This is a genomic window from Streptomyces wuyuanensis (assembly GCF_900103455.1).
Taxonomy (GTDB): Bacteria; Actinomycetota; Actinomycetes; order Streptomycetales; family Streptomycetaceae; genus Streptomyces; species Streptomyces wuyuanensis.
Genome location: NZ_FNHI01000012.1, coordinates 182079 through 195226, shown reverse-complemented (window position 1 = coordinate 195226; position 13148 = coordinate 182079). Strand labels below are relative to the sequence as shown.

The following is a 13148-nucleotide window of genomic DNA, read 5'->3' as shown; positions in this document are numbered from 1 at the left end:
CATTCGGGTGGTCGCCCTTCGGCGTTCCCCGCACCGTCGGGCGGGCGCCTTGCGATGGCCGCTGCGGAGAGTAGGGTGATCTTCGCCGTGCGCCAGGTGACGATCCCCGCAGCCAGGATTGGGCTGGGGGGCCTTGACGAACCGCACGCAGCGCGCAATTCTCAGGACGCGTCGTCACAACGGTCCAAGTTCGAGGCATGGATCGGCGACCGAACGGGCAGTATCGGTGTGCGCCTCCCGGCGCACGGCATACCGCGGAGTTGAGAACAACGAGGGTCTCGGTTTACCCGCCCTGGACATCAGTGGGCCAAGTGGCTACACTGACCCTTTGCGCTGCCTGTTAGCTGCCCCCTGCCCGTCACCAGGGGCATCCCCACGCACGAGCATCGTTGACCGGAATAACCCTGACCTGGGATTTCTGTCTTTGTGCCCGGCTTGGGACCGGTACGCGCGTAGTGAGTCCGAGCCCTCGGAAGGACCCCCTCTTGGCCGCCTCGCGCAACGCCTCGACCGCGAATACGAACAACGGCGCAAGCACCGCCCCGCTGCGCATCTCCTTTGCAAAGATCAAGGAGCCCCTCGAGGTTCCGAACCTCCTCGCGCTCCAGACCGAGAGCTTTGACTGGCTGCTCGGCAATGCCGCGTGGAAGGCTCGTGTCGAGGCGGCTCTGGAGTCCGGACAGGACGTCCCCACGAAGTCCGGTCTGGAGGAGATCTTCGAGGAGATCTCCCCGATCGAGGACTTCTCCGGGTCGATGTCGCTGACCTTCCGCGACCACCGCTTCGAGCCTCCCAAGAACTCGATCGACGAGTGCAAGGAGCGCGACTTCACGTACGCCGCCCCGCTCTTCGTCACGGCCGAGTTCACCAACAACGAGACCGGCGAGATCAAGTCCCAGACGGTCTTCATGGGCGACTTCCCGCTCATGACCAACAAGGGCACGTTCGTCATCAACGGCACCGAGCGTGTCGTGGTGTCGCAGCTGGTCCGCTCGCCGGGTGTCTACTTCGACTCCTCCATCGACAAGACGTCCGACAAGGACATCTTCTCCGCCAAGATCATCCCGTCCCGGGGTGCCTGGCTGGAGATGGAGATCGACAAGCGCGACATGGTCGGTGTCCGCATCGACCGCAAGCGCAAGCAGTCCGTCACCGTCCTCCTGAAGGCGCTCGGCTGGACCACCGAGCAGATCCTCGAGGAGTTCGGCGAGTACGAGTCGATGCGCGCCACCCTGGAGAAGGACCACACCCAGGGCCAGGACGACGCGCTTCTCGACATCTACCGCAAGCTGCGCCCGGGCGAGCCCCCGACGCGTGAGGCGGCGCAGACCCTTCTTGAGAACCTGTACTTCAACCCGAAGCGCTACGACCTCGCCAAGGTCGGCCGCTACAAGGTCAACAAGAAGCTCGGCGCCGACGAGCCGCTGGACGCCGGCGTGCTCACCACCGACGACGTCATCGCGACCATCAAGTACCTGGTCAAGCTGCACGCCGGTGAGACCGAGACGGTCGGCGAGAGCGGTACCCAGATCGTCGTCGAGACCGACGACATCGACCACTTCGGCAACCGCCGCCTGCGCAACGTCGGCGAGCTGATCCAGAACCAGGTCCGTACGGGTCTCGCCCGTATGGAGCGCGTCGTGCGCGAGCGCATGACCACCCAGGACGTCGAGGCGATCACGCCGCAGACCCTGATCAACATCCGGCCGGTCGTCGCCTCCATCAAGGAGTTCTTCGGCACCAGCCAGCTGTCCCAGTTCATGGACCAGAACAACCCGCTGTCGGGCCTGACCCACAAGCGCCGTCTGTCGGCGCTGGGCCCCGGCGGTCTGTCCCGTGAGCGGGCGGGCTTCGAGGTCCGAGACGTGCACCCGTCCCACTACGGACGCATGTGCCCGATCGAGACCCCCGAAGGCCCGAACATCGGTCTGATCGGTTCGCTCGCCTCGTACGGCCGCGTCAACGCGTTCGGCTTCGTCGAGACGCCGTACCGCAAGGTCCAGGGCGGCCAGGTCACCGACGAGGTGGACTACCTGACCGCCGACGAGGAGGACCGCTTCGTCATCGCGCAGGCCAACGCCGCGCTCAACGACGACCTGCGCTTCTCCGAGGCCCGCGTGCTCGTCCGCCGCCGTGGCGGCGAGGTCGACTACGTGTCGCCCGAGGACGTGGACTACATGGACGTCTCGCCGCGCCAGATGGTGTCGGTGGCGACCGCCATGATCCCGTTCCTCGAGCACGACGACGCCAACCGCGCCCTCATGGGCGCGAACATGATGCGCCAGGCCGTTCCGCTCATCAAGGCGGAGGCCCCGCTCGTCGGCACCGGCATGGAGTACCGCTGTGCCACCGACGCCGGCGACGTCATCAAGGCGGAGAAGGACGGTGTTATCCAGGAGGTCTCGGCCGACTACATCACCGTCACCAACGACGACGGCACGTACACCACGTACCGCATCGCGAAGTTCTCCCGCTCCAACCAGGGCACCTCGGTCAACCAGAAGGTCGTCGTCTCCGAGGGCGACCGGGTCATCGAGGGCCAGGTCCTCGCCGACGGGCCGGCCACCGAGAACGGTGAGATGGCGCTCGGCAAGAACCTGCTCGTGGCGTTCATGCCGTGGGAGGGCCACAACTACGAGGACGCGATCATCCTGTCGCAGCGCCTCGTGCAGGACGACGTCCTCTCCTCGATCCACATCGAGGAGCACGAGGTCGACGCCCGTGACACCAAGCTCGGCCCGGAGGAGATCACCCGGGACATCCCGAACGTCTCCGAGGAGGTCCTCGCCGACCTCGACGAGCGCGGCATCATCCGTATCGGTGCCGAGGTCGTCGCCGGCGACATCCTGGTCGGCAAGGTCACCCCGAAGGGCGAGACCGAGCTGACCCCGGAGGAGCGCCTGCTCCGCGCGATCTTCGGCGAGAAGGCCCGTGAGGTCCGTGACACCTCGCTGAAGGTGCCGCACGGCGAGACCGGCAAGGTCATCGGCGTCCGCGTCTTCGACCGCGAGGAGGGCGACGAGCTTCCCCCCGGTGTGAACCAGCTGGTGCGCGTCTACGTCGCGCAGAAGCGCAAGATCACCGACGGTGACAAGCTCGCCGGCCGTCACGGCAACAAGGGCGTCATCTCCAAGATCCTGCCGATCGAGGACATGCCGTTCCTGGAGGACGGCACCCCGGTCGACATCATCCTCAACCCGCTCGGCGTCCCGTCCCGAATGAACCCGGGACAGGTCCTGGAGATCCACCTTGGCTGGCTCGCCAGCCAGGGCTGGGACGTCTCCGGCCTCGCCGACGAGTGGGCCCAGCGTCTCCAGGCCATCGGTGCCGACCAGGTCGACCCCCGCACCAACGTCGCCACCCCGGTCTTCGACGGTGCCCGTGAGGACGAGCTGGCGGGTCTGCTGGAGCACACGATCCCGAACCGCGACGGCGACCGCATGGTCCTCCCGTCCGGCAAGGCGCGCCTGTTCGACGGCCGCTCCGGCGAGCCGTTCCCGGACCCGATCTCGGTCGGGTACATGTACATCCTCAAGCTGCACCACCTGGTCGACGACAAGCTGCACGCGCGCTCGACCGGTCCGTACTCGATGATCACCCAGCAGCCGCTGGGTGGTAAGGCTCAGTTCGGTGGCCAGCGGTTCGGTGAGATGGAGGTGTGGGCGCTCGAGGCATACGGCGCCGCGTACGCCCTCCAGGAGCTGCTGACCATCAAGTCCGACGACGTCACCGGCCGAGTGAAGGTCTACGAGGCCATCGTCAAGGGCGAGAACATCCCCGAGCCCGGCATCCCCGAGTCCTTCAAGGTGCTCATCAAGGAGATGCAGTCCCTGTGCCTCAACGTGGAGGTGCTGTCCTCGGACGGCATGTCCATCGAGATGCGCGACACCGACGAGGACGTCTTCCGCGCCGCGGAGGAGCTCGGTATCGACCTGTCCCGGCGCGAGCCGAGCAGCGTCGAAGAGGTCTGACGGGCCTCCCGCCACCCCCCACCGGGGGTGGCGGGCCCCGGGACCCCGTACAGACCATGATTGAGACACGACCCTGAGAGGGATTGACGCATAGTGCTCGACGTCAACTTCTTCGACGAGCTGCGGATCGGCCTGGCCACCGCTGACGACATCCGTCAGTGGTCCCACGGCGAGGTCAAGAAGCCGGAGACCATCAACTACCGCACGCTCAAGCCCGAGAAGGACGGACTCTTCTGCGAGAAGATCTTCGGTCCTACCCGGGACTGGGAGTGCTACTGCGGCAAGTACAAGCGCGTCCGCTTCAAGGGCATCATCTGTGAGCGCTGTGGCGTCGAGGTCACACGCGCCAAGGTGCGCCGCGAGCGGATGGGCCACATCGAGCTGGCCGCTCCCGTCACCCACATCTGGTACTTCAAGGGCGTTCCGTCGCGGCTGGGCTACCTGCTCGACCTCGCCCCGAAGGACCTGGAGAAGGTCATCTACTTCGCCGCGTACATGATCACGTACGTGGACGAGGAGCGCCGCACGCGCGACCTGCCTTCGCTCGAGGCCCACATCTCCGTCGAGCGCCAGCAGATCGAGAACCGCCGCGACGCGGACCTCGAGGCCCGCGCCAAGAAGCTCGAGACCGACCTGGCCGAGCTCGAGGCCGAGGGCGCCAAGGCCGACGTGCGCCGCAAGGTGCGCGAGGGCGCCGAGCGCGAGATGAAGCAGCTGCGCGACCGCGCCCAGCGCGAGATCGACCGTCTCGACGAGGTGTGGAACCGCTTCAAGAACCTCAAGGTCCAGGACCTCGAGGGCGACGAGCTGCTCTACCGCGAGCTGCGTGACCGCTTCGGCACGTACTTCGACGGCTCGATGGGTGCCGCGGCGCTGCAGAAGCGCCTGGAGTCCTTCGACCTGGAGGAGGAGGCCGAGCGCCTCCGCGAGATCATCCGTACCGGCAAGGGCCAGAAGAAGACCCGTGCGCTCAAGCGCCTCAAGGTCGTCTCCGCGTTCCTGCAGACGAGCAACAGCCCCAAGGGCATGGTGCTGGACTGCGTGCCGGTGATCCCGCCGGACCTGCGTCCGATGGTGCAGCTGGACGGTGGCCGCTTCGCGACCTCCGACCTGAACGACCTGTACCGCCGTGTGATCAACCGCAACAACCGCCTGAAGCGGCTTCTCGACCTCGGTGCGCCCGAGATCATCGTGAACAACGAGAAGCGCATGCTCCAGGAGGCCGTCGACGCGCTGTTCGACAACGGCCGCCGCGGCCGTCCGGTCACCGGTCCCGGCAACCGCCCGCTGAAGTCCCTCAGCGACATGCTGAAGGGCAAGCAGGGCCGTTTCCGTCAGAACCTGCTCGGCAAGCGAGTCGACTACTCGGCGCGTTCCGTCATCGTCGTCGGCCCGCAGCTGAAGCTGCACCAGTGCGGTCTGCCCAAGGCCATGGCGCTGGAGCTCTTCAAGCCGTTCGTGATGAAGCGCCTGGTCGACCTGAACCACGCGCAGAACATCAAGTCGGCCAAGCGCATGGTCGAGCGCGGCCGCACCGTGGTGTACGACGTCCTCGAAGAGGTCATCGCCGAGCACCCGGTGCTGCTGAACCGTGCGCCCACGCTGCACCGCCTCGGCATCCAGGCCTTCGAGCCGCAGCTGGTCGAGGGCAAGGCCATCCAGATCCACCCGCTCGTCTGCACCGCGTTCAACGCGGACTTCGACGGTGACCAGATGGCCGTGCACCTGCCGCTGTCCGCGGAGGCGCAGGCCGAGGCCCGCATCCTGATGCTGTCCTCGAACAACATCCTCAAGCCGGCCGACGGCCGTCCGGTCACCATGCCGACCCAGGACATGGTGCTGGGCCTCTTCTTCCTCACCACGGACGAGGAGGAGCGCGAGGTGCGCGGCGAGGGCCGTGCGTTCAACTCCACCGCCGAGGCGATCATGGCGTTCGACGCCCGGGAGCTCTCGCTCCAGGCGAAGATCGACATCCGCTTCCCGATCGGCACCGTCCCGCCGCGCGGCTGGACCCCGCCGGTGGCGGAGGAGGGCGACGACTCGGGTGCCGCCGAGTGGCAGCAGGGCGACAGCTTCCGGCTGACGACCACCCTGGGCCGCGCGCTCTTCAACGAGCTGCTGCCCGAGGACTACCCGTTCGTCGACTACACGGTCGGCAAGAAGCAGCTCTCCGAGATCGTCAACGACCTCGCCGAGCGCTACCCGAAGGTCATCGTGGCGGCGACGCTCGACAACCTGAAGGCGGCCGGCTTCTACTGGGCGACCCGTTCCGGTGTCACCGTGGCCATCTCCGACGTCGTCGTTCCCGAGGCGAAGAAGGAGATCGTCGCGGGCTACGAGGCGCAGGACGAGAAGGTCCAGAAGCAGTACGAGCGCGGTCTGATCACCAAGGACGAGCGCACGCAGGAGCTCATCGCGATCTGGACCAAGGCGACCAACGAGGTCGCCGAGGCGATGAACGAGAACTTCCCGAAGACCAACCCCATCTTCATGATGGTCAACTCGGGTGCTCGCGGAAACATGATGCAGATGCGTCAGATCGCGGGTATGCGTGGCCTGGTGTCGAACGCCAAGAACGAGACGATCCCGCGTCCGATCAAGGCGTCCTTCCGCGAGGGTCTCTCCGTGCTGGAGTACTTCATCTCCACGCACGGTGCCCGTAAGGGTCTCGCCGACACCGCTCTGCGTACGGCCGACTCGGGTTACCTGACCCGTCGTCTGGTCGACGTCTCGCAGGACGTCATCATCCGCGAGGAGGACTGCGGCACCGACCGCGGTCTGAAGCTGCGGATCGCCGAGCGGGGCGCCGACGGTGTCCTGCGCAAGGCGGAGGACGTCGAGACGTCGGTGTACGCGCGGATGCTCGCCGAGGACGTCGTCGTGGACGGCAAGGTCATCGCGCCGGCCAACGTCGACCTCGGTGACGTGCTGATCGACGCGCTCGTCGCGGCGGGTGTCGAGGAGGTCAAGACCCGCTCGGTCCTGACCTGTGAGTCCGCGGTCGGTACGTGCGCGTACTGCTACGGGCGTTCGCTCGCCACCGGCAAGCTGGTCGACATCGGCGAGGCGGTCGGCATCATCGCCGCCCAGTCCATCGGTGAGCCCGGCACCCAGCTGACGATGCGTACCTTCCACACCGGTGGTGTGGCCGGTGACGACATCACCCAGGGTCTGCCGCGTGTCGTCGAGCTCTTCGAGGCCCGTACCCCGAAGGGTGTCGCCCCGATCTCCGAGGTCGCCGGCATCGTCCGGGTCGAGGAGACCGAGAAGACCAAGAAGATCGTCATCACTCCGGACGACGGCAGCGACGAGGCGGCCTACCCGATCTCCAAGCGCGCCAAGCTCCTGGTGCGGGACGGCGACCACGTCGAGGTGGGCCAGAAGCTCACCTTCGGTGCCACCAACCCGCACGACGTGCTGCGGATCCTCGGCCAGCGCGCCGTCCAGGTCCACCTGGTCGGCGAGGTCCAGAAGGTCTACAACTCGCAGGGTGTGTCGATCCACGACAAGCACATCGAGATCATCATCCGGCAGATGCTGCGCCGTGTGACGATCATCGAATCCGGCGACGCGGAGCTGCTGCCGGGCGAGCTGGTCGAGCGCTCGAAGTTCGAGCACGAGAACCGTCGTGTGGTCCAGGAAGGCGGCCACCCGGCCTCCGGCCGTCCGCAGCTGATGGGTATCACCAAGGCCTCGCTGGCGACCGAGTCGTGGCTGTCGGCGGCGTCCTTCCAGGAGACGACCAGGGTCCTCACCGACGCGGCGATCAACGCCAAGTCGGACTCCCTGATCGGCCTCAAGGAGAACGTCATCATCGGTAAGCTCATCCCGGCCGGCACGGGCCTCGCCCGCTACCGCAACATCCGGGTCGAGCCGACCGAGGAGGCCAAGGCCGCGATGTACTCGGCCGTCGGCTACGACGACATCGACTACTCGCCGTTCGGCACCGGCTCCGGCCAGGCCGTTCCGCTGGAGGACTACGACTACGGTCCGTACAACCAGTAAGGCGTACGTCTGACGCCAAGGGCGGTCACCCCTGAGGGGGTGGCCGCCCTTGGCGTGTTCAGGGCGTCTGGCGGGCGGGGTGAGCGTCCCCCGTGCGCCGGGGCACGTGAGGCGGGCCGCGGAGGCCGGCGGCCGGTCGGCGGGGGCGCGGGGCGGTGGTCCTGACCCGGTGGGGCGCAGGGGTCCGGAGGGCGGCGGCAGGTCGCCTGCGCGTCGGCGCACCGCTCTCACGTGCTGGTTCTCCGCCGTCGGGCGGCTGCGCACGGTGTGTCCGGGTGTGAGCGGGGAGCCGCGGCGGCGATCGACGGAGAGAAGTTCCGGGGGGCGCGGCACAATGGAATCGAGGGCGCCGACGGCCAGGGTGGACATCTGGCGAAAGTCCGGAGTGTCGGGCGGGCTCCATTTGTTTTGACCGAAGTCGGTGAGGTAGGTACGCTCAGACCTTGTGCCTGGGGTGTGCCTGGGCTCATGTGCGTGTCCTCAGCCGCACAGCGAGCCAAGACCGGCCACCGTAATCTGCGCCTTTTCCGCCTTGGGCGGGGGTCCGCGGTATTCGACACACCCGACCGCGTGGGTCGGCGACGTTCCAGGTTAGTTTTACTACGGCACACAGAAACCGGAGAAGTAGTGCCTACGATCCAGCAGCTGGTCCGGAAGGGCCGGCAGGACAAGGTCGAGAAGAACAAGACGCCCGCACTCGAGGGTTCCCCTCAGCGCCGCGGCGTCTGCACGCGTGTGTTCACGACCACCCCGAAGAAGCCGAACTCGGCCCTCCGTAAGGTCGCGCGTGTGCGTCTGACCTCGGGCATCGAGGTCACGGCCTACATTCCGGGTGAGGGGCACAACCTGCAGGAGCACTCCATCGTGCTCGTGCGTGGTGGCCGTGTGAAGGACCTGCCGGGTGTTCGCTACAAGATCATCCGCGGTTCCCTCGACACCCAGGGTGTCAAGAACCGCAAGCAGGCCCGCAGCCGCTACGGCGCCAAGAAGGAGAAGTAAGAATGCCTCGTAAGGGCCCCGCCCCGAAGCGCCCGGTCATCATCGACCCGGTCTACGGTTCTCCTCTGGTCACCTCGCTGATCAACAAGCTCCTGCTGAACGGCAAGCGCTCCACCGCCGAGCGCATCGTCTACGGCGCCATGGAGGGCCTCCGTGAGAAGACCGGTGCCGACCCGGTCATCACGCTGAAGCGCGCTCTCGAGAACGTCAAGCCGTCCCTCGAGGTCAAGTCCCGCCGTGTCGGTGGCGCCACCTACCAGGTGCCGATCGAGGTCAAGCCCGGTCGCGCCTCCACCCTCGCGCTGCGCTGGGTCGTCGGGTACTCCCGCGCCCGCCGTGAGAAGACCATGACCGAGCGCCTCATGAACGAACTGCTCGACGCCTCGAACGGCCTCGGTGCTTCGGTCAAGAAGCGCGAGGACACGCACAAGATGGCCGAGTCCAACAAGGCCTTCGCGCACTACCGCTGGTAGTCGCTACCCACATCGAGAACCGAGAGAAGACTGAGCCTTATGGCCACCACTTCGCTTGACCTGGCCAAGGTCCGCAACATCGGGATCATGGCCCACATCGACGCGGGCAAGACGACGACCACCGAGCGCATCCTGTTCTACACCGGTGTTTCGTACAAGATCGGTGAGGTCCACGACGGCGCCGCCACGATGGACTGGATGGAGCAGGAGCAGGAGCGCGGCATCACCATCACGTCCGCCGCGACGACCTGTCACTGGCCGCTCGAGGACGTCGACCACACCATCAACATCATCGACACCCCGGGCCACGTCGACTTCACCGTCGAGGTGGAGCGTTCGCTGCGCGTGCTCGACGGTGCCGTGACGGTGTTCGACGGTGTCGCCGGTGTCGAGCCGCAGTCCGAGACCGTGTGGCGTCAGGCCGACCGGTACGGCGTTCCGCGTATCTGCTTCGTCAACAAGCTCGACCGCACCGGTGCCGAGTTCCACCGCTGTGTCGACATGATCAGCGACCGCCTGGGTGCGCAGCCGATCGTCATGCAGCTCCCGATCGGTGCCGAGGCGGACTTCAAGGGCGTCATCGACCTGGTCCGCATGAAGGCCCTGGTCTGGTCCGCCGAGGCCGCCAAGGGCGAGATGTACGACGTCGTCGACATCCCGGACACCCACACCGAGGCTGCCGAGGAGTACCGCGGCAAGCTGCTCGAGGGCGTGGCCGAGAACGACGAAGAGATCATGGAGCTGTACCTCGAGGGCCAGGAGCCCTCCGAGGAGCAGCTGTACGCCGCGATCCGTCGTATCACCATCGCCTCCGGCAAGAGCAAGGGCACCACGGTCACCCCGGTGTTCTGCGGCACCGCGTTCAAGAACAAGGGCGTCCAGCCCCTGCTCGACGCGGTCGTCCGTTACCTGCCGTCGCCGCTCGACGTCGAGGCCATCGAGGGCCACGACGTCAAGGACGCCGAGCAGATCGTCCGCCGCAAGCCGTCCGACGACGAGCCGCTGTCGGCGCTGGCGTTCAAGATCATGAGCGACCCGCACCTCGGCAAGCTCACCTTCGTGCGCATCTACTCCGGCCGTCTGGAGTCCGGCACCGCGGTGCTGAACTCCGTGAAGGGCCGCAAGGAGCGCATCGGCAAGATCTACCGCATGCACGCCAACAAGCGTGAGGAGATCGAGTCGGTGGGCGCCGGCGACATCGTCGCCGTCATGGGCCTGAAGCAGACCACCACCGGTGAGACGCTCGCGGACGAGAAGAACCCGGTCATCCTGGAGTCCATGGACTTCCCGGCGCCGGTCATCGAGGTCGCGATCGAGCCCAAGTCCAAGGGCGACCAGGAGAAGCTGGGTGTCGCCATCCAGCGTCTCGCGGAGGAGGACCCCTCCTTCCAGGTGCACACCAACGAGGAGACCGGCCAGACCGTCATCGGCGGTATGGGCGAGCTTCACCTCGAGGTGCTCGTCGACCGCATGAAGCGCGAGTTCCGCGTCGAGGCCAACGTCGGCAAGCCGCAGGTCGCGTACCGCGAGACCATCCGCAAGTCGGTCGACCGCGTGGACTACACCCACAAGAAGCAGACCGGTGGTACCGGTCAGTTCGCCAAGGTGCAGATCGCGGTCGAGCCGATCGAGGGCGGCGACGCCGCTTACGAGTTCGTGAACAAGGTCACCGGTGGCCGCATCCCGAAGGAGTACATCCCTTCCGTGGACGCCGGCTGCCAGGAGGCGATGTCGTTCGGCATCCTCGCCGGCTACGAGATGACGGGCGTCCGCGTCACGCTTCTCGACGGTGCCTTCCACGAGGTCGACTCCTCCGAGCTCGCGTTCAAGATCGCCGGTTCGCAGGCCTTCAAGGAGGCCGCGCGCAAGGCGTCCCCGGTTCTCCTCGAGCCGATGATGGCCGTTGAGGTCACTTCGCCCGAGGACTACATGGGCGATGTCATCGGTGACATCAACTCCCGCCGTGGCCAGATCCAGGCCATGGAGGAGCGTGCCGGTGCCCGTGTCGTCAAGGGCCTGGTGCCGCTGTCGGAGATGTTCGGCTACGTCGGCGACCTCCGCAGCAAGACCTCGGGTCGCGCAAGCTACTCGATGCAGTTCGACTCCTACGCCGAGGTTCCGCGGAACGTCGCCGAGGAGATCATCGCGAAGGCCAAGGGCGAGTAACTCACCCGAGTACACGCTTTAGGCTTGACGCCGAACCGTCGGGACGTTTCGCGCGAACCCGTGAGGCTCGTCCCGGCGGTCGGCACCACCAGCAAAGATCACCCTGGCGCCGATGAGTAAGGCGTACAGAACCACTCCACAGGAGGACCCCAGTGGCGAAGGCGAAGTTCGAGCGGACTAAGCCGCACGTCAACATCGGCACCATCGGTCACATCGACCACGGTAAGACGACCCTCACGGCCGCCATTACCAAGGTGCTGCACGACGCGTTCCCGGACCTGAACGAGGCCTCGGCGTTCGACCAGATCGACAAGGCTCCTGAGGAGCGCCAGCGCGGTATCACCATCTCCATCGCGCACGTCGAGTACCAGACCGAGTCGCGTCACTACGCCCACGTCGACTGCCCCGGTCACGCGGACTACATCAAGAACATGATCACCGGTGCCGCCCAGATGGACGGCGCCATCCTCGTGGTCGCCGCCACCGACGGCCCGATGCCGCAGACCAAGGAGCACGTGCTCCTGGCCCGCCAGGTCGGCGTTCCGTACATCGTCGTCGCCCTGAACAAGGCCGACATGGTGGACGACGAGGAGATCCTGGAGCTCGTCGAGCTCGAGGTGCGTGAGCTCCTCTCCGAGTACGAGTTCCCGGGCGACGACGTTCCCGTCGTCAAGGTCTCGGCGCTCAAGGCTCTCGAGGGCGACAAGGAGTGGGGCCAGTCGGTCCTGAACCTGATGGCCGCCGTCGACGAGGCGATCCCGCAGCCCGAGCGTGACGTCGACAAGCCGTTCCTGATGCCGATCGAGGACGTCTTCACGATCACCGGTCGTGGCACCGTCGTCACCGGTCGTATCGAGCGTGGTGTCCTCAAGGTCAACGAGACCGTCGACATCGTCGGTATCAAGACCGAGAAGACCACCACCACGGTCACCGGCATCGAGATGTTCCGCAAGCTGCTCGACGAGGGCCAGGCCGGAGAGAACGTCGGTCTGCTCCTCCGCGGCATCAAGCGCGAGGACGTCGAGCGCGGCCAGGTCATCATCAAGCCCGGTTCGGTCACCCCGCACACCGAGTTCGAGGCCCAGGCCTACATCCTGTCGAAGGACGAGGGTGGTCGTCACACCCCGTTCTTCAACAACTACCGCCCGCAGTTCTACTTCCGTACCACGGACGTGACCGGCGTCGTGACCCTCCCCGAGGGCACCGAGATGGTCATGCCGGGCGACAACACCACCATGTCCGTCCAGCTGATCCAGCCGGTCGCCATGGAGGAGGGCCTGAAGTTCGCCATCCGTGAGGGTGGCCGGACCGTCGGCGCCGGCCAGGTCACCAAGATCACCAAGTAATCTCGCTTGTTCGATCGGGTTGACCCGGTTGCTCTGAACTAGAGCGCATCGCACCAAGCAGGGGCCCGTACGGCAGCACGTCGTACGGGCCCTTCGCCGTGCCCGCGCGGATGACGCCTCCGTGCGTACAACGACGGCCTGCGCAACCCATCGGTTGCGCAGGCCGTCGTTTACGGGCCCCGGTCTCG

General features: G+C 66.5%; 6 protein-coding genes. All 6 read left to right on the top strand.

The annotated features are described in order from the left end of the window. Positions 1-485 precede the first annotated feature (485 nt). Complete coding sequence (rpoB, locus tag BLT82_RS19250) at positions 486-3971, top strand: DNA-directed RNA polymerase subunit beta (RefSeq protein ID WP_093656427.1); 3486 nt, start codon at positions 486-488, stop codon at positions 3969-3971. A gap of 93 nt (positions 3972-4064) precedes the next feature. Continuing rightward, the gene (locus BLT82_RS19245; protein ID WP_093656425.1) at positions 4065-7976 is read left to right on the top strand and encodes a DNA-directed RNA polymerase subunit beta'; all 3912 of its coding nucleotides are present in this window, start codon (positions 4065-4067) and stop codon (positions 7974-7976) included. A gap of 627 nt (positions 7977-8603) precedes the next feature. Beyond that, entirely contained in the window at positions 8604-8975 is a 372-nt protein-coding gene (gene rpsL, locus BLT82_RS19240; RefSeq protein ID WP_003948652.1) for a 30S ribosomal protein S12, read from the top strand. A 2-nt stretch (positions 8976-8977) separates the two neighbouring features. Then, positions 8978-9448, top strand: coding sequence for a 30S ribosomal protein S7 (gene rpsG / locus BLT82_RS19235; protein ID WP_093656423.1), 471 nt, complete (start codon positions 8978-8980; stop codon positions 9446-9448). 39 nt (positions 9449-9487) lie between these two features. Further along, positions 9488-11614, top strand: a complete 2127-nt coding sequence (gene fusA, locus BLT82_RS19230) for an elongation factor G (protein ID WP_093656421.1) — start codon at positions 9488-9490, stop codon at positions 11612-11614. A gap of 152 nt (positions 11615-11766) precedes the next feature. Next, complete coding sequence (gene tuf / locus BLT82_RS19225) at positions 11767-12960, top strand: elongation factor Tu (protein WP_093656419.1); 1194 nt, start codon at positions 11767-11769, stop codon at positions 12958-12960. Positions 12961-13148: the final 188 nt, after the last annotated feature.